This is a genomic window from Rhodococcus sp. PD04 (assembly GCF_035918275.1).
GTDB classification, from domain to species: Bacteria; Actinomycetota; Actinomycetes; order Mycobacteriales; family Mycobacteriaceae; genus Rhodococcus; species Rhodococcus rhodochrous.
The window spans coordinates 3,798,253-3,819,366 of sequence record NZ_CP142143.1 but is presented as its reverse complement, the minus strand read 5'-3'; the positions used below and the strand labels follow the sequence as shown (position 1 = coordinate 3,819,366).

The 21,114-nt window shown below is 68.9% G+C and carries 1 protein-coding gene; it reads left to right on the top strand.

Features of this window, described 5'->3' with window-relative positions; translation table 11 throughout:
* Positions 1-124: 124 nt before the first annotated feature.
* Positions 125-21,106: a non-ribosomal peptide synthase/polyketide synthase gene (locus U9J23_RS17360; protein WP_326599408.1), complete on the top strand. Its 20,982-nt coding sequence runs from the start codon at positions 125-127 to the stop codon at positions 21,104-21,106.
* Positions 21,107-21,114 lie beyond the last annotated feature (8 nt).

The window sequence follows — 21,114 nt, the reverse complement described above, 5'->3', positions numbered from 1 at the left end:
GAGTTCTACCGCCCGACCACGCCGTAACGATCCTCACCTGCTCAGCAGATAAACCGAGAGGGTTGTGCGCTGCGCAAGCTACCGCCGATGGGGGATTGCGCGACGGTGAGAGAAAGGTTGGGGATTGGACTCGCTGGGTAACGGCGGATCGGACGCGGGGAACTCGCAGGGCGTCGTGCCGCCCGGGGCCTTTCCGCTCTCGCCGGCACAGCTGGGAATGTGGTTCGCCCAGCACGTCGACCCGACGGTGCCCGCCAACATCGCTCAGTACGTCGAACTCGAGGGCGACCTCGACCTCGACCTGCTGCACGCCGCGAGCGTCCGCGCCGCCCGCGAGATGGGATCGGGTTTCCTCCGGTTCATCGAGGTCGACGCCCAGCCCTACCAGCTCGTCGACCTCACGCTCGACGACTCCGTCGGCTACGAGGACCTGCGGGACGAACCCGACCCTCGTCAGGCCGCCCTCGACTGGATGCGCGACGACCGCAGCCGTCCCGTCGACGTCCTCCGCGACCGGCTGATCTCCGCGACGGTCCTGCGCATCGGTGACCGTCGTTACTTCTGGTACAACCGCGTCCACCATCTCGCGCTCGACGGTTTCGCCGCCGCGACCTTCATGACCCGCATCGCCGAGCTCTACACGGCGGCGGTCGACGGCGTCGAACCGTCGCCGAGCCTCGCGTCCGATCTGCGCAAGGTCTACGACGTGGAGATGGAGTACCGCGGGTCGAAGCGGTTCGCCGACGACCACGAGTACTGGGCGCAGCAGATCGAGGGCATCGAGGAGCCCACGAGCCTCGCCGGCCGCACCGCGGCGCCCGCGCCGGTCAGCCGCATCGACAGCGCGGCGCTGTCGGACGAGACCGAACGCCGCATCGAGCAGCTGTCCGAACGGGAGAACACGAGTCTGGCGACCGCCGTCATCGCGGCGTTCGCGGCCTATGTCGCCCAGATGACCGGGCAGACCGACGTCGTGCTGAGCCTGCCCGTCGCGGCCCGCACCACCGCCCTGTTGCGCCGCTCCGGCAGCATGGTCTCGAACGTCGTCCCGCTCCGGTTGAGCGTGACCGACGAGACCACCGTGCACGACCTCATCGCGGCGTCCGGTGCCGCCGTCTCGGGCGCGCTGCGACATCAGCGCTACCGACACGAGGACATCGTCCGCGACCGCGACGCGAGCTCCGCGGGTGGAGCACAGGCCACCTTCTTCGGGCCGTGGGTCAACATCATGCTGTTCGACAACGAGGTCCGCCTCGGCGACATGGTGGGACGGATCAACATCCTGTCGACCGGTCTGATCGAGGACCTCGGCGTCAACGTCTACACCAGCGGCGACAACACCCACATCGACTTCGAGTCGAACCCGAATCTCTACGGACCCGACCGGGCCGCCTCCGACCACGCGCGGTTCGTCGAGTTCTTCGACCGTTTCGTCGGTTCGGACTCCGACCGGCCCGTCTGGGACATCCCGCTCGCGGGCGGCACCGAACTCGACCGGGTCGTCCGCGACTGGAACCGCACCGACCACCCCGTGCAGCGCCGCGACCTGCTCACGGAGTTCCACGACCGGGTCGCGACCTCTCCCGACGCGACCGCGCTGGTCTTCGAGGGCGAATCGCTGACCTACGCCGAGTTCGCCGCGCGGGTGAACAGCCTCGCCCGGGCACTGGTCGACCTCGGTGTCGGCCCCGAGTCCCTCGTCGGACTGTCCATCCGCCGTTCGCTCGAGCTCGTCGTCGGCATGTACGCGATCGTCGAGGCGGGGGGCGCCTGGGTGCCGATCGACCCCGACCACCCGGCCGATCGCACCGCCTACATCCTCGAGACCGCCCACCCGGCGGCGGTGCTCACCACGGCGCGCGACGATGTGACGCTGCCCGAGGGCATCCCCACGATCGACGTCGACACATTCGACCACTCGCGGTTCGACACGACGCCGCTCACCGACGCCGAACGACGCGGACCGATCCTGCCGGACACGACCGCCTACGTCATCTTCACCTCCGGTTCGACGGGCCGGCCGAAGGGCGTGGCCGTGAGCCACGTGGCGATCGACAACCAGATCCAGTGGATGAACGACCAGTACGGTCTGACGTCCTCCGACGTGTACCTGCAGAAGACCGCGACGACCTTCGACGTGTCGCTGTGGGGTTTCTTCATGCCCCTGCGTGTCGGCGCGACCCTCGTGATCGCGACGCCCGACGGGCACCGCGACCCGGTCTACGTCGCGAACAGGATCGCCGAGCACGGCGTCACGATCACCGACTTCGTGCCGTCGATGCTCACCGTATTCGTCGCGAATGCGCCTGCCGGAACGTGTGATTCGCTGCGGCACGTCTTCGTCATCGGTGAGGCCCTGCCGTCGGAGACCGCCGCGGACTTCGCGCGGATGTGCTCGGCCGGACTCCACAACCTTTACGGCCCCACCGAAGCCGCGGTCTCCATCACCTACCACCGGGCCGCTCCCGGCGACGTGCACAGCGTCCCGATCGGCGTTCCGCAGTGGAACAGCCGCGCATACGTCCTCGACCGGAGGTTGCGTCCGGTGCCGGTGGGCCGCCCCGGCGAGCTCTACCTCGCCGGTGTCCAGCTCGCGCGCGGGTACCTCGACCGTCCCGACCTGACCTCCGACCGTTTCCTCGCCGACCCCTTCGGGGCGCCCGGCGAGCGGATGTACCGCACCGGCGACCTGGTGCGGTGGGAGACCGCCGCCGACGGCACGGGTCTGCTCGAATACATCGGCCGCACCGACTTCCAGGTCAAGTTCCGTGGCCAGCGCATCGAGCTCGGTGAGATCGAAGCAGTACTGCTCGCGCACCCCGCCGTCTCGCAGGCCGTCGTGCTCGTGGTGGCGACCCCCACCGGCGACCAGCTCGTCGGGTACGTCGTCGCGGCTCCCGGCCGCACGATCGACACCTCCGACCTGGCCGACCACGCCGGCCGGTCGTTGCCGTCGTACATGGTTCCGGCGTCGCTCATGGTGCTCGACGCACTGCCGCTCAACACGAGCGGCAAGCTCGACCGGAAGGCGTTGCCGGAGCCGGTCTTCAGCAGCACCCGCATCTTCCGTGAGCCGCGCACCCCCGCCGAGCGTGCCGTCGCCGACGCGTTCGGCGAGGTCCTCGGCGTCGAACGCGTGGGTCTCGACGACGACTTCTTCGAACTCGGCGGCAACTCCCTCGTCGCCACTCAGGTGGTCTCCCGCATCGGAGCCGCGCTCGACACCCAGGTGCCCGTGCGGGTGCTGTTCGAGGCATCCACCGTCGTGGGTCTCGCGACGCGGCTCGCCAAGCAGATCGGTACCGGCGCGCGGTCCCCGCTCGTCGCCCGGCCGCGACCCGACGTGCTGCCACTGTCGACCGCACAGCAAAGACTGTGGTTCTTGAATCGATTCGACCCGGCGAGCGCGCTGTACAACCTGCCGTTCGCAATCCGGATGCGAGGGCCTCTCGACGAAGTCGCGATCCATTCGGCACTGTACGACTTGATTTCCCGCCACGAGATTCTGCGCACTCTCTTCGTCGATGTCGACGGATCCCCGCAGCAGCGTGTGTTTTCTCCGGACGAGATCGATCTGGAGTCGAAGCCACGGGATGTTGCAGCCTCCGCGCTCGAAGCAGAGATGACATCACTCGCGTCGCGCGGATTCGACCTCACGATCGAGGTACCGATCCGCACCTCGGTCCTGAGGACTGCGCCCGACGAGCACGTATTGATCATCGTGCTCCACCACATTGCCGCCGACGGAGCGTCGTTCGAGCCCCTCGGACGAGACCTCCTGGCTGCCTACAGTGCGAGGAGTGGCGCTGCAGAGCCCAGCCTCCCCGACCTGTCTCTGCAGTACGCCGACTACACCCTGTGGCACTGGGAACTGCTCGGATCGGAAGACGACCCGAACTCGGTCGCAAGTCGCGAACTGGAGTTCTGGGAGCGGACTCTTTCCGATCTGCCCGAACAACTCGACCTTCCGTTCGATCGGAGTCGGCCGGAGGCACCCACGAATCGCGGTGCGCGCCTGTCGTTCGATCTCGAAGCCGACCTGGTGCAGGGCATACGTTCGCTGGCACGTGACCACGGTGTGACGCCGTTCATGGTCCTGCATGCTGCTTTTGCCGTGCTTCTGGGACGTCTGTCCGGAACTCGCGACATCGCTATCGGGACTCCGGTTTCCGGCCGGGACGACGAGCAACTCGATGAGCTGATCGGTATGTTCGTCAACACGCTCGTTCTTCGGTCGGATGTCGACGATCGCAGTACCTTCGCGGAATTGCTACACCACATCCGGGATGTGGACAGCGCAGCATATGCACACGCGCATCTCCCGTTCGAACGCCTGGTCGACCTTCTGAGCCCGACACGCTCTGCGGCGCGCCACCCATTGTTCCAGGTCGTCCTCGCTGTGGATCTCACACCGGGGATACCCGCGGCTCGACTCGGTGACATGGATGTCGCTGCAACCGAGATCGAGATCGGAACAGCCAAGTTCGACCTGCAATTGACTGTGCCGGACATTCGTGACGGCAATACCGGGTCCACCCATCGTGCTGCCTTCGAGTACGCAGTCGATCTGTTCGATGAAGCGACTGTTGCCCGGTTCGCGGAGCAGCTGCTGCGCATCCTTCGAACGGTCGTGGGCGATACGTCGGTCGTGGTCGGTGATGTCGAGATTCTCGACGATTCCGAGCGGGAGTTGGTTGTCTCGCGTTGGAATTCGTTGGGTGACGATGTGGCGCCGTCGGGTGTGACGTTGGTGGATCTGTTCGAGCGGCAGGTCTCGGTGCGTGGTGATTCGGTTGCGGTGCGGTTCGGCGACGAGCAGTTGTCCTACCGTGATCTCGGTGCGCGGGTGCATCGCCTGGCGCGTCATCTCATCGATGTCGGTGCCGGTCCGGAGGATCTGGTCGCGGTGGCGATGCCGCGTTCGCTGGATCTGATCGTGGCGTTGCTGGCGGTGCTCGAGGCGGGTGCGGGGTATCTGCCGATCGACCCGAACTCGCCGTCCGATCGGATCGAGTTCCTGGTCTCGGACGCGACGCCGGTCGCGGTGGTGACCACCTCGGACGTCGAGGTGGCGTTCCCGGGTTCGGTGCCGGTCGTCGAGATCGATCGTCTGGATCTGTCGGAGGTCGATGACGCACCGATCCTCGACGCGGAGCGCCGTGCGCCGTTGACGTCGACGAATCTGGCGTACGTGATCTACACGTCGGGCTCGACGGGACGCCCGAAGGGTGTGTTGATCCCGCATCGCAATGTGGTGCGGCTGATGGTCAACACCGAATCGGTGTACGGCTTCGACTCGTCGGACGTGTGGACGATGTTCCACAGCTACGCTTTCGACTTCTCGGTGTGGGAGCTGTGGGGACCGCTGCTCTACGGCGGGACCCTGGTGGTGGTCGACTACTTCACGTCGCGTTCACCGGAAGCCTTCCGCGAGTTGCTGATCCGTGAGCGGGTCACCGTGCTCAATCAGACTCCGTCGGCGTTCTACCAACTGGTCGAGGCCGACCGGGTCGCGGTCGACGAGGCGCAGCTGTCGCTGCGGTACGTGATCTTCGGTGGTGAGGCGCTCGAGCCGCGGCGTCTGGCCGGGTGGTTCGAACGTCATGGTGACACCTCTCCGCGTTTGGTGAACATGTACGGCATCACGGAGACGACCGTGCACGTGTCGTACCGGGAGATCGGTGCCGACCTGGCGCAGGGCGCGTCCGCGAGCGTGGTCGGTGTCCCGATCGCGGGTCTGCGGGTGTACGTGCTCGATCGGCGGCTCAAGCCGGTACCGGTGGGTGTGGCCGGCGAGATGTACGTCGGCGGCGGCCAGTTGGCGCGTGGTTACCTGCGTCGGCCCGAGTTGTCGGCGGCGCGTTTCGTCGCCGATCCGTTCTCGTCCGACGGTGCGCTGCTGTACCGGACGGGCGACGTCGCACGCTGGGTCGTCTCGGGTGATCTCGAATATCTCGGACGCGCCGACGACCAGGTGAAGATCCGCGGTTTCCGCATCGAGCTCGGTGAGGTCGAGGCTGCGGTGCTCGCGCAGGACGAGGTTGCCCACGCGGCGGTCATCGTGCGCGAGGACACCCCGGGAGCAGCCCGAATCGTCGCCTATGTGGTTGCGCACGAGGGTATGTCGATCGACACCGAAGCGCTGCGCAGCGGTGTCGCCGTGGTCCTGCCGGAGTACATGGTGCCCTCGGCGTTCGTGGTGATCGACGCGATCCCGCTGACGGTCAACGGCAAGCTCGACCGTCGGGCGTTGCCCGAGCCGGTGTTCGAGACGCGTGGTTTCCGCGCGCCGAGCACTCCGATCGAGGAGATCGTGGCGGGCGTGTTCGCCGACGTGCTCGGTGTCGACCGCATCGGCGCCGACGACGATTTCTTCGCACTCGGTGGCAACTCGCTGATCGCGACGCAGGTCGTTTCCCGGCTCGGTGCCGCGCTCGATGCGCAGGTGCCGGTGCGGGCGTTGTTCGAGGCGTCCACCGTCGCCTCGCTTGCAGTAAGGGTCGAGCAGGAATCCGGTCGCGGTGCTCGGGTGCCGCTCACGGCGCGGACACGGCCGGAGTCGATCCCGCTGTCTCTGGCGCAGCAGCGGATGTGGTTCCTCAACCAGTTCGATTCGCAATCGGCCACCTACAACCTGCCGATGGCCTTGAGGCTCACCGGCCAGCTGGATGTTGCGGCTCTGCAGGTTTCGATCATGGATGTGATCGATCGACACGAATCCTTGCGCACCGTCTACCCCGACTCCTCGGACGGCCCACATCAGGTGATTCGGGCTGCGGCGGAAGTCGTCCCGGATCTCACTCCCACGCGTATCGCTCACAACGAGTTGCCGTGGGCGGTTCGTCGTCTGGCCTCGACGGGGTTGGATGTAACGTCGGATGTACCCATGCGGGCCGAGTTGTTCGAGCTCGGGGACAACGAGCATGTCCTGGCGTTGGTCGTAAGCCACATTTCGGCCGACGGCTGGTCCACGGGTCCGATGGCGCGCGACATCATGGTCGCCTACACCGCCCGCACCGAATGGGAGGCCCCTTCATGGGCGCCCCTTCCGGTGCAGTACGCCGACTACACGTTGTGGCAGCGCGATGTCCTCGGCTCCGAGGACGATCCGCAGTCGCTGATCTCTCGGCAGCTCGACTACTGGCGTCGCACCCTCGCCGGTGTGCCCGATCAGCTCGATCTGCCCGCCGACCGTCCGCGGCCGGCCGTGCAGTCGTACTCCGGTGCCACCGTGGATTTCTCAATCGATCCGGAACTGCACCGCGAGCTCGTGGCGCTGGCGCGCACCCGGAACGCGTCGCTGTTCATGGTGGTGCACGCGGCCCTGAGCGTGTTGCTCGCGCGGATGTCCGGTCAGGACGACATCGCGATCGGCACCCCGGTCGCGGGTCGCGGCGAGCAGGCGCTCGACGACCTGATCGGCATGTTCGTCAACACCCTCGTGCTGCGCACGGATGTCGATTCGGGCACGCCGTTCACCACGCATCTCGCACGGGCGCGCGACGCGGCGCTCGGTGCCTTCGGTCACGCCGACGTGCCGTTCGAGCGGCTCGTCGAGGTGCTCAACCCGGCCCGCTCCACCGCCCGGCACCCGCTGTTCCAGGTGATGCTCTCGTTCGAGAACCTGCGCGCCGCGCACGTCGAACTGCGTGGCCTGACCCTGGACGTGCTCGACATCGACACGGCGGTCGCCAGGTTCGACCTGCAGCTCACCCTCACCGAGGACTTCGCGGAGGACGGCACGCCGAACGGTCTCGGAGCGGCGTTCACCTACGCGACCGACCTGTTCGATCACGCGACCGTACGCGGATTCGCCGATCGCTTCGTCCGCATCCTCGAGGCCGTGGTGCGCGAACCCGAGGTCGTCGTCGGCGACATCGACCTGCTCGACGCCGACGAGCGTCTCGCGGTCCTCGAATCGTGGAACGACACCGCGCACGAGCTGGAACCGGCCACCCTCGTCGACCTGTTCGACGCCCGCGTGGCGACGGATCCCGACGCCGTGGCCGTGGCCTTCGAGGGTGAGCAGCTGACCTACGCGGACTTCGACGCGCGTGTCAACCGCCTTGCCCGCCACCTGATCTCGCAGGGTGTCGGACCGGAGACGGCCGTCGGGCTCGCAGTACGGCGATCCTTCGACCTCCTCGTCGGCATGTACGCGATCGTCAAGGCCGGCGGTGCCTACGTGCCGCTCGACCCCGACCAGCCCGCCGACCGCAACGCCTACATCCTCGACACGGCGGCGCCGGTCGCGGTGCTGACCACCACCCGCGACGCCTTCGAGTCGCCCGCGGCTGCGCGCACGATCGAGATCGACACGCTCGATGTGTCCGACCTGCCGTCCGGCCCGATCACCGACGCAGATCGCATCGAGACGCTGACGCCGGCGAACACCGCCTACGTCATCTTCACGTCCGGCTCCACGGGACGCCCCAAGGGTGTCGCGGTGCCGCACGGCGCGATCGTCAACCGCCTGCTGTGGATGCAGGACGAGTACGGCCTCACCCGCGACGACGTGGTGTTGCAGAAGACGCCGTTCACCTTCGACGTGTCGGTGTGGGAGTTCTTCTGGCCCCTGCAGATCGGTGCGCGACTCGAGATCGCGCTGCCCGACGGCCATCGGGACCCGGCCTATCTCGCCCGGGTCATGGCCGACCGCGGCGTCACGGTCGCGCACTTCGTGCCGTCCATGCTCGCGGTCTTCGTCGCCGAGAACGCCGCGGCATCGGCGTCGTCGTTGCGGATGGTCTTCGCGTCGGGCGAGGCACTGCCCGCATCGGTCGCCGCACGTCTGCGGTCGATCCTGCCGGGCGCTCGCCTGCACAACCTGTACGGCCCCACCGAGGCGGCCGTCGACGTGACCTACCACGAGGTCACCGCGGCCGACGAGGTGTCGGTGCCCATCGGCGTCCCGGTCTGGAACACCGGCGTCCACGTCCTCGACGGCCGACTGCATCCCGTGCCGGTCGGTGTCGCGGGTGAGCTCTACCTGTCGGGTGTCCAGCTGGCGCGCGGTTATGTGGCGCGGCCGGACCTGACGGCGGAACGCTTCGTCGCTTCGCCGTACGGGGCGGGGGAGAGGCTCTACCGCACGGGCGATCTCGTGCGGTGGGTCGCTCGGGAGACCTCCGACGTACGTACGGCAGGCGCCGAACTCGAATACATCGGCCGCACCGACTTCCAGGTCAAACTCCGTGGTCTGCGCATCGAACTCGGCGAGATCGAGGCGGCCCTGCTCGCGCTCGACGACGTCGACCGGGCCGTCGTGCTCGTGCGCTCGGACGCCCACTCCGGTGAGCACCTCGTCGCCTATCTCGTCGCCGCCGACGGCCGGTCGCTCGACACCGCCTCCGTCTCGCGTCGTCTCGCCGGCTCCCTGCCGGCCTACATGGTGCCGTCGATCTACGTCGTGCTCGACGAGTTCCCGCTCGGATCGTCGGGCAAGCTCGACCGCAGGGCCCTGCCGGCCCCCGTCTTCGAGGTCAAGGAGTTCCGTGCCCCGACGACCCCGGTCGAACAGATCGTCGCGTCGGTCTTCGCCGACGTCCTCGGACTCGACCGCGTCGGTCTCGACGACGACTTCTTCGCGCTCGGCGGCAACTCGCTGATCGCGACGCAGGCCGTCTCCCGTATCGGCGAATCCCTCGGTGGCCGAGTGGCATTGCGCGCGATCTTCGAGGCGTCCACCGTCGAGGCGCTCGCCGCCGCCGTCGAGGCCGACTCGTCGGGTGCGGCCCGCACACCGCTCGTCGCCGGACCGCGGCCCGAGCGGGTTCCGCTGTCGCTCGCGCAGCAGCGGATGTGGTTCCTCAACCGCTTCGACCCGGAGTCCGCGGTCAACAACATCCCGGTGGCCGTGCACCTGTCCGGTGCGCTCGACGTCGCCGCTCTCGAGACCGCGCTCCGCGACGTCGTCGTACGGCACGAATCGCTCCGCACCGTCTACCCGGACGTCGACGGTTACGGCTACCAGAAGGTGCTCCCGGTCTCGGAGGTGCCGGTCGAGCTGACCGTCACTCGGATCGACGCCGACCGTCTGCCCGCCGAACTGCGGGCACTCGCGGCGACCACCTTCGACGTCGTGCGCGACGTGCCGATGGTGGTGCGTCTGTTCGAGACCGGACCCGATTCGCACGTGCTCGTCGCGGTCCTGCACCACATCGCCGCCGACGGGTTCTCGATGGTGCCACTGACCCGCGACATCATGATCGCCTACGCGGCCCGGGCGCAGGGCGAGGCTCCGGCCTGGACCCCGCTCGAGATCCAGTACGCCGACTTCACCCTCTGGCAGCGCGAGGTGCTCGGAGCGGAGGACGACCCGCAGTCGGTGCTGGCCCGTCAGATCGGCTACTGGACCGACACCCTCGCCGACCTGCCGGAGAGCCTCGGCCTGCCCACGGACCGGCCGCGTCCGGCGGTCGCGTCGTACCGCGGTGCCGTCACCCGGCTGACGATCGACCCCGAACTGCGCGCCGCGGTCGAGCGTCTCGCGCAGCAGCGGCGCACGACCGAGTTCATGGTCGTGCACGCGGTCCTCGCGACGCTGCTCGCGCGTCTGAGCGCTTCCGACGACATCGCGATCGGCACGCCGATCGCCGGTCGCGGCGAACGCTCCCTCGACGACCTGATCGGCATGTTCGTCAACACCCTCGTCCTGCGGACCCGGGTGGACGTCACCGCCACCTTCGACGAGCTGCTTGCCCACGTCCGCGAGGTCGACCTCGGCGCGTTCGCCCACGCCGAGATCCCGTTCGAGCGTCTCGTCGACGTCCTCGCCCCGGTCCGCACCCAGGCGCACAACCCTCTGTTCCAGGTGATGCTGGCCTTCCAGAATCTCGGACAGGTGTCGCTGCAGCTGCCGGAACTGTCGGTGACGAACGTGCCCCTCGACAACGGACTGTCCAAGTTCGACCTCGTGGTGACGGTCCTCGATGCCGACACCGAGGGCGCATCGTCGTCCGACGGTTGGGTCGTCGAACTGTCCTACGCGACCGACCTGTTCGACGCCGAGACGATCGACGTCCTCGGTGAGCGGTTCGTTCGTCTCCTCGCCGCCGCGACGGAGACCCCTGGTACCGGGATCGACGAACTGCCGCTGCTCACCGCCGGCGAACGCGACGCCGTCGACGCCGCCGCGCACGGTGCCCGTGCCGATCTCGGCGCGACCGCGACGCTGCCGGGACTGCTCGACGCGCAGGTCGCGCGTACTCCCGACGCCCTCGCCGTCGTACCCGGCACCGACGCGGTCGGAACGCCGTCGACCTACCGCGAGTTCGGGGAGCGCGTCAACGCGTTCGCACGTCATCTCGTCGAGCTCGGCGTCGGCCCGGAGACCCGGGTGGGCGTGGCGATCGGCCGGTCCGTCGACATGCTCGTCGCCGTGCACGCGGTGATCGCCGCCGGCGGCGCCTATGTGCCGCTCGACCTCGAACAGCCCGCCGACCGTATCGCGTACGTCCTCGAATCCTCCGCTCCGTCACTGGTTCTGGTCGCATCCTGGGACGAGCTCCGGGGACGGACCGGTTTCGGGGACATCCCGACCGTCGAGATCGACGCCGTCGACCTCGCCGGCCGCGACGGCTCGCCCGTCCGCGACGACGAACGGACCCGCCCGCTGCGGGCCGAACACCTCGCATACGTCCTGTACACCTCCGGCTCCACCGGCCGCCCCAAGGGCGTCGCCGTGCCGCACGGCGCGGTGGTCAACCAGTTGTCGTGGATGCAGGACGAATTCGCCCTCACCGCCGACGACCGGGTGCTGCTCAAGACCCCCGTCACCTTCGACGCATCGGTCTGGGAGCTCTTCCTGCCGCTGCACGCCGGCGCACGCACGGTCGTCGCGTCGCCGGGCCTGCACCGCGAGCCCGCCGGGATGGCCGCCGAGATCGCCCGGGCCGGCATCACCGTCGTCCAGTTCGTGCCGACCGTCTTCGACGCGGTGCTCGAGCACCTCGGGGAGGAGGCCGCGGCCTCGCTCACCCACGTCTTCTGCGGCGGCGAGAGCCTCTCCGGCGAGAGCACCGCCCGCTTCCGCAAGCTCGGCGCAGCACCGGTGCACAACCTCTACGGTCCCACCGAGACCACCATCCAGACGTTGCACCGCACCGCCGAACCCGACGACCACCCCGCCGTGCCGATCGGCTCGCCGGTGTGGAACACCGCCGCCCGCGTCCTCGACGCGCGCCTGCGGCCCGTCCCGGTGGGAGTCGCCGGAGAGCTGTACCTGTCCGGCGCACAACTCGCCCGCGCCTACCACGGTCGCCCCGACCTGACCGCGGAACGCTTCGTCGCCGACCCGTTCTCCACCTCCGGTGGCCGCCTGTACCGCACCGGCGACCTCGTGCGGTGGGTGCGCACCGCCGGTGGCGACCGCCTCGAACTCGACTACATCGGCCGCACCGACCAGCAGGTCAAGCTGCGCGGTCTGCGGATCGAGCTCGGCGAGATCGACACCGCGCTCACCGCGCAGCCCGCGATCGGTCGTGCCGTGACGGTGGTGCGCGAGGATCCCCGCTCCGGACCGCAACTCGTCTCGTACGTCGTGCCGATCGCCGGTGCCGACATCGACCCGGCGGACGTGAAGACCGCGCTGCTCTCGCGGCTGCCGTCGTACATGGTGCCCGCGGCGATCGTCGTGCTCGACTCGCTGCCGCTCAACACGAGCGGCAAGGTCGACCGTCGGGCACTGCCCGCACCGACCTTCGAGGTGCAGGAGTTCATGCCGCCGCGCACGCCGGTCGAGGAGATCGTCGCGGGTGTCTTCGCGCAGGTGCTCGGTGTCCCGCGCGTCGGCCGCACCGACGACTTCTTCGCGCTCGGCGGGAACTCGCTCGTCGCGACGCAGGTGGTCGCGCGTCTCGGCGACGCCCTCGACACGACCGTCCCCGTCCGTGCCCTGTTCGACGCCCCCACCGTCGAGGCCCTCGCGATCCGCGTCGAACAGTTCGGGGGAGCCGGCTCTCGACCCGCGCTCGAACGACGCGAGCGTCCGGAGCGGATCCCGCTGTCGCCCGCGCAGCAGCGCATGTGGTTCCTCAACCGCTTCGATCCGGCCTCCGCGGCGAACAACATCCCCGTCGGAGTCCGCCTCACCGGGGACCTCGACGTCGAGGCCCTGCGCACCGCGCTCGGCGACGTCGTCGAGCGGCACGAGTCGCTGCGGACCGTCTACCCGGACATCGACGGCGTCGGCCACCAGTCGGTGCAGCCGCCCTACGAGGTCGAGCTGCCCGTCGAACGGGTCGACGAGAACAGCCTGTTCGAGCGTGCGGAGCAGCTCACCTCGGCCGGTTTCGACGTCACGAGCGAGGTACCGCTGCGGGTCGTGTTGTTCTCGCTCGGCGTGCGCGAGCACGTGCTGTTCCTCGTGGTCCACCACATCGCGTCCGACGGCTTCTCGCTGCGGCCGCTCGCGCGCGACATCATGGTCGCCTACGCGAACCGTTCGCGCGGCGACGTCCCGAACTGGGCGCCGCTCGAGGTGCAGTACGCCGACTACGCGTTGTGGCAGCGCGACGTCCTCGGCTCCGAGGACGATCCGCGTTCGGTGCTCTCCCGCCAGGTGGAGTACTGGACCGCGCAACTGGCGGACCTTCCCGACCAGCTCGACCTGCCGTCGGATCGCGCTCGCCCCGAGGTCGCGTCGAACACCGGACGCACCAGCCGGTTCCGCGTCGAACCCGAGCTGCATTCGACACTGGAAAGTCTTGCCCGGGAGCGGAACACGTCCCTGTTCATGGTCGTGCACGCGGCGCTGGCGGTACTGCTCGCGCGACTGTCCGACAGTGAGGACATCGCGATCGGCACCCCGATCGCGGGTCGCGGCGCAGCCGCCCTCGACGACCTCGTCGGTATGTTCGTCAACACCCTCGTGCTGCGTGTCGGCGTGCGCAACGACATCCGCTTCCAGGACCTCCTCGCCGAGGTGCGCGACACCGACCTCGACGCCTTCGCGAACGCCGACGTCCCCTTCGAACGGCTCGTGGAGATCCTCGACCCGCAGCGTTCGCAGGCGCGTCACCCGCTGTTCCAGGTGGCCCTGACCTTCCAGAACACGGGCCGGGTCGAGTTCGACCTCGACGGCATCACCGCCGCCGCGGTCGACTACGAGGCGCCCACCGCCAAGTTCGACCTGCAGTTCACCTTCGCCGAGACCGTCGGCGAGGACGGTTCGGCGGCCGGCATGGACTTCGCCGTCACCTACGCCACCGACCTGTTCGACGACCTGCGGGTCGCGGCATTCGCGGAGCAGCTGCTGCGCATCCTGCGCGGGGTGGCCGAGAATCCGGCCGCCGTGGTCGGCGACATCGAGATCGTCGACGACTTCGAACGCGAACTGGTGGTCTCGCGCTGGAACTCGCTGGGCGACGACGTCGCACCGGCCGGCACCACACTCGTCGACATGTTCGAGGCGCGTGTCGCCGAACGCGGCGACGCGGTTGCGGTGCGGTTCGGCGACGAGCAGTTGTCCTACCGTGATCTCGGTGCGCGGGTGCATCGCCTGGCGCGTCATCTCATCGATGTCGGTGCCGGTCCGGAGGATCTGGTCGCGGTGGCGATGCCGCGTTCGCTCGATCTGATCGTGGCGTTGCTGGCGGTGCTCGAGGCCGGTGCCGGGTATCTGCCGATCGACCCGAACTCGCCGTCCGATCGGATCGAGTTCCTGGTCTCGGACGCGACACCGGTCGCGGTGGTGACCACCTCGGACGTCGAGGTGGCGTTCCCGGACTCGGTGCCGGTCGTCGAGATCGATCGTCTGGATCTGTCGGAGGTCGACGACGCACCGATCCTCGACGCGGAGCGCCGTGCGCCGTTGACGTCGACGAACCTCGCGTACGTGATCTACACGTCGGGCTCGACGGGACGCCCGAAGGGTGTGTTGATCCCGCATCGCAATGTGGTGCGGCTGATGGTCAACACCGAATCGGTGTACGGCTTCGACTCGTCGGACGTGTGGACGATGTTCCACAGCTACGCTTTCGACTTCTCGGTGTGGGAGCTGTGGGGACCGCTGCTCTACGGCGGGACCCTGGTGGTGGTCGACTACTTCACGTCGCGTTCACCGGAAGCATTCCGCGAGTTGCTGATCCGCGAGCGGGTCACCGTGCTGAACCAGACCCCGTCGGCGTTCTACCAACTGGTCGAGGCCGACCGGGTCGCGGTCGACGAGGCACACCTGTCGCTGCGGTACGTGATCTTCGGTGGTGAGGCACTCGAGCCGCGGCGTCTGGCCGGGTGGTTCGAACGTCACGGGGATGCGGGGCGAGCGCAGCGACGGGGGATCGGCACAGCTCCGCGCCTGGTGAACATGTACGGCATCACGGAGACGACCGTGCACGTGTCGTACCGGGAGATCGGTGCCGACCTGGCGCAGGGCGCGTCCGCGAGCGTGGTCGGTGTCCCGATCGCGGGTCTGCGGGTGTACGTGCTCGATCGGCGGCTCAAGCCGGTACCGGTGGGTGTGGCCGGCGAGATGTACGTCGGCGGCGGCCAGTTGGCGCGTGGTTACCTGCGTCGGCCCGAGTTGTCGGCGGCGCGTTTCGTCGCCGATCCGTTCTCGTCCGACGGTGCGCTGCTGTACCGGACGGGCGACGTCGCACGCTGGGTCGTCTCGGGTGATCTCGAATATCTCGGACGCGCCGACGACCAGGTGAAGATCCGCGGTTTCCGCATCGAGCTCGGTGAGGTCGAGGCCGCGGTGCTCGCGCAGGACGAGGTTGCCCACGCGGCGGTCATCGTGCGCGAGGACACCCCGGGAGCAGCCCGGATCGTCGCCTATGTGGTTGCGCACGAGGGCATGTCGATCGACACCGAAGCGCTGCGCAGCGGTGTCGCCGTGGTCCTGCCGGAGTACATGGTGCCCTCGGCGTTCGTGGTGATCGACGCGATCCCCCTGACGGTCAACGGCAAGCTCGACCGTCGGGCGTTGCCCGAGCCGGTGTTCGAGACGCGTGGTTTCCGCGCGCCGAGCACCCCGATCGAGGAGATCGTGGCGGGCGTGTTCGCCGACGTGCTCGGTGTCGACCGCATCGGCGCCGACGACGATTTCTTCGCACTCGGTGGCAACTCGCTGATCGCGACGCAGGTCGTTTCCCGGCTCGGTGCCGCGCTCGATGCGCAGGTGCCGGTGCGGGCGTTGTTCGAGGCGTCCACCGTCGCCGAACTCGCGACACGGGTCGAGCAGGAGTCCGGTCGCGGTGCTCGGGTGCCGCTCACGGCGCGGACACGGCCGGAGTCGATCCCGCTGTCTCCCGCACAGCAGCGGATGTGGTTCCTCAACCGGTTCGATCCCGACTCGACGGCCTACAACATCCCGTTCGCGTTGCGGATGACGGGCGCACTGGACGTCGACGCGTTGCGTGCCGCGGTCGCCGATCTCGTCGCACGGCACGAGTCCCTGCGCACCGTCTACCCCGAGACCGAATCCGGTCCGGTGCAGCGCATCCTGCCGGCCTCGCAGGTCCGGCCCGAACTCGAACCGGTGGACGTCACCGCCGCCGATCTCGAGCCGCGGATGCGGGAGATCGCCGCAGCCGGGTTCGACGTGACCGTCGATGTGCCGGTGCGGATGCATCTGCTCCGCGTGGCCGACGACGATCACGTCCTCGTCACCGTGGTCCACCACATCAGCGCCGACGGTTCGTCGATGGTGCCGCTGGTCCGCGACGTCATGACGGCCTACGCCGCCCGTTCCGCGAACAGTGATCCGGCGTGGGCGCCGCTCGAGGTGCAGTACGCCGACTTCGCGTTGTGGCAGCGGGAGGTCCTCGGCTCCGAGGACGATCCGGAATCCACCGCCGCCGAGCAGCTCGGCTACTGGCGCACCGCGCTCGCCGACCTGCCCGACCAGCTCGACCTGCCGCTCGACCGTCCGCGGCCGGCGCAGCAGAGCTTCCGCGGCGACCGAGTGGAGTTCACCATCGGTGCCGATCTGCACCGCGAGCTGCGGGATCTGGCACGCAACCGGAACGCGACCGTGTTCATGGCCGTGCACGCGGCTTTCGCGACGCTGCTCGCGCGTCTGTCCGGCTCGACGGACATCGCGGTGGGCACCCCCATCGCGGGTCGCACCGAGCAGGCCACCGAGGACATCATCGGCATGTTCGTCAACACGCTGGTGCTCCGGCTGGAGGTGGACGGCGGTGCGTCCTTCGACGAACTGCTGTCCGCAGCACGGGAAACAGATCTGCAGGCCTTCGCGCACGCGGACGTGCCGTTCGAGCGTCTCGTCGAGGTCCTGAATCCGGCCCGTTCGACGGCCCGGCATCCGCTGTTCCAGGTCGGCTTCTCGTTCCAGAACCAGAACCGCTCCGAACTCGCCCTGCCCGGGCTCGACATCGAACCGATCGATCTCGAGGGTGGCACCGCCCAGTTCGACATGCACCTGATCGTCGCCGACAGCTACGGAGACGACGGCGCACCGCAGGGCATCGATGCGATCCTCACCTACGCGACGGATCTGTTCGACCGCGAGACCGCGGAGGCCGTCGCGGCCCGTTTCGAGCAGCTGCTCGAAGCGCTCGTCGCGGCACCGGCACTGCCCGTCGGTGATCACGCCCTGCTCCTTCCGCAGGAGCGCGACACGGTGCTCGGCGCGTGGAACGACACCGCGCACGGAACCGACCCCGGCGCGACCCTCGTCGGTCTGTTCGACGAGCAGGTCGCCGCACACCGCGACGACGTCGCGCTCGTGTACGAGGGCCGGCGGTGGACCTACGGCGAGTTCGACTCGTCCGTCAACCGTCTCGCCCGGCACCTGCTCGGTCTCGGTGTGGGGCCGGAGGATCGGGTCGCGCTCGCGATCCGTCGTTCACCCGAGCTGCTCGTGGGCATGTACGCGATCGCGAAGACCGGCGCTGCCTACGTGCCGGTCGACCCGGACCAGCCCGCCGAACGCAACACCTACATCCTCGACACGGCCGCTCCCGTCGCGATCGTGACGACGCGCGGCAACCGGGTCGAGCACGGCACGGCGCCGGTCGTCGAACTCGACGGCCTCGACCTCGCCGGGCTCTCCGACGATCCGATCACCGACGACGACCGGTCGGCTCCGCTGCGGCCGGGCAACACGGCGTACGTGATCTTCACGTCGGGTTCGACCGGGCGCCCCAAGGGCGTCGCGGTCTCCCACGCCGCGATCGTCAACCAATTGCTGTGGAAGCGTGAGTATTTCGGTATCGGGGCCGACGACGCGGTGCTGCTCAAGACCGTCGCGACGTTCGACCTGTCGGTGTGGGAGTTCTGGTCGGCGCTCACCTCCGGCGCCCGCCTGGTGATCGCCACCGCCGACGGACACCGCGATCCCGACTATCTGCTCGCGTTGTTGCGCGACGAGCAGGTCACCACGCTGCACACCGTTCCGTCCATGCTGTCGATGCTGATGACGGTCGCGGCCGGTCCGGTTGCGCCGTCGCTGCGGCGGATCCTCGCGATCGGTGAGGCACTGCCAGCGGCGGTGGCCCAGCAGTTCCGCGCGGACGACACCGCGACGCTGTACAACCTCTACGGACCGACCGAGGCCGCGGTCTCGGTGACCGTCCACGAGGTCGACGACGCCGACCGGACCGTCGTCCCGATCGGTGTGCCCGAGTGGAACACCGCCGTCTACGTCCTCGACGACCGGCTGCGGCCGGTGGCGCCGGGTGTCGCCGGCGAGCTGTACCTCGCGGGTGCCCAGCTCGCGCGGGGCTATCACGACCGTCCCGACCTCACCGCGGACCGGTTCGTCGCCGACCCGTACGGGCGCGGACGCATGTACCGCACGGGCGACATCGTCCGGTGGAACCGTGCCGGTCGCCTCGAATACCTCGACCGCGCCGACTTCCAGGTCAAGGTGCGCGGTTACCGCATCGAACTCGGCGAGGTCGAGACCGTCCTGCGCGAGCTGCCGGACGTGAAGGACGTCGCCGTCCTGGTGCGCAACACCGCCCACCTCGGCGACCGGCTCGTCGCGTACGTCGTGCCGGCCGCCGACTCGTTCGATGCCGGTGCGACACGGACGGCGCTCGCGGAGCGACTGCCGTCGTACATGGTGCCGTCGGCCTTCGTCGAACTCGACGCGCTGCCGCTGAACACCAACGGCAAGCTCGACCGGCGGGCCCTGCCCGACCCCGAACTCGATGCGGGGCAGTTCCGCGCCCCGACCGATCCCGTCGAGGAGATCGTGGCCGCGACCGTCGCCGAACTGCTCGGCGTCGAGCGGGCCGGCCTCGACGACGACTTCTTCGAACTCGGCGGCAACTCGCTGCTCGCGACGCAGCTCGCCGCCCGGCTCGGTGCCGCACTCGACACCCGCGTGCCGGTCCGGACCGTCTTCGAGTCGTCCACGGTGGTCGCGCTCGCCGCCCGCCTCCGGCCGTCGGTGGGCGAGGGTGCCCGTCCGGCGCTCACGACCGTCCCGCGTCCCGAGCAGGTGCCGCTGTCGCTCGCACAGCAGCGCATGTGGACCCTGAACCGGGTCGATCCCGAATCGGGTGTCTACAACATCCCCGTCGCCGTGCGCCTGACCGGTGCGCTCGACGTGGACGCCCTGCGCGCCGCGGTCGCCGACCTGTTCGCACGACACGAGGTGCTGCGCACCGTCTACCCGGACAGCGGTGACGGTCCGGTGCAGGTCGTGCTGCCGGTCGCGCAGGCCGTGCCCGACCTCGCCCCGGTGGACGTGACCGCCGACGAACTCGTGGAGCGTCTCACCGAGATCCTCGGCAGCGGATTCGACGTGACGGCATCGGTCCCGCCGGTGCGGGTCGCGTTGTTGCGTCTCGCCGCCGACGAACACGTCCTCGCGGTCGTCGCGCACCACATCAGTGCCGACGGGTACTCGATGCGCCCGCTCGTGCGCGACGTCATGACCGCCTATCTCGCGCATGCCGCAGGGGAGACCCCGGGCTGGGCACCGCTCGAGGTCCAGTACGCCGACTACACGCTGTGGCAGCAGAGCGTTCTCGGTTCCGAGGACGATCCCGAGAGCGAGCTGTCGCGTCAGCTCGACTACTGGGCCGACGAACTCTCCGGTGTCCCGGAGGTTCTCGCCCTGCCCACGGATCGTCCGCGCCCTGCCCGCCAGTCGACCGTCGGTGAGTCGTTCACTTTCACGATCGGTGAGGAACTCGCGCAGCGGATCGAGAAGACCGCCCGCGAGCACAACGCGACGGTCTTCATGACGGTGCACGCCGCCTTCGCGGTGCTGCTCGCCCGCCTGTCGGGCAGCGAGGACATCGCGGTGGGCACGCCGACCGCCGGTCGTGGTGAGGAAGCGCTCGACGACCTCGTCGGCATGTTCGTCAACACCCTCGTGCTCCGCACCCGGGTGGCCGGCTCGGCGACCTTCGCGGAGCTGCTCGCTCAGGCCAAGGAGAAGGATCTCGCGGCGTTCGGCAACGCCGATGTGCCGTTCGAGCGGGTCGTCGAACGTCTCGGGGTGCGACGCAACAGCGCGTACACCCCGCTGTTCCAGGCGATGCTCACCTTCCAGAACATCGACACCGGCACCTTCGCCCTGCCGGGGCTCGAGGTGACCGCGCTCGAGACGGGAGCCGACCAGGCGAAGTTCGACCTCCAGTGCACGGTGGTCGAACGGTTCTCCGAGTCGGGAGCACTGACCGCACTCGATGTGACCTTCACCTACGCCACGGCACTGTTCGACGCCGCGACGGTCGAGACCTTCGGCGATCGCTTCGTCCGGATCCTCGAGGCCGTCAGCGCCGACCCGCAGGTCGTCCTCCGTTCGATCGACATCCGCACGGATGCCGAGCGGGCGCGGGCGGCCCGGCCGAAGAAGGCACGCACCGTCGCCGATCTGCCGGCACTCGTGGCGGCAGCGGCCGCCGTGGCCCCGGACACCGTCGCCTTCCGGCACGGTGAGCGCGAGGTCACACTCGGCGAGTTCGCACAGCGTCTGGACACCATGGCCACCACGACCGGCGGTGCGCTCACCGCAGAAGCACTCGTGTCGGTGGTTTTGAACGGGCTCGTACCGGGGATGCTGCCCCAACTCGGCGCCGACGGTCTCGCACAGTTGGTGCGCGATGTGATCGCCGTCGCGGAAGGCGTCGATGCGGACCCGACAGAAGGCGTGGACGCCGGCCCGGTGGGAGACGCGGATTAGTCCTGTGT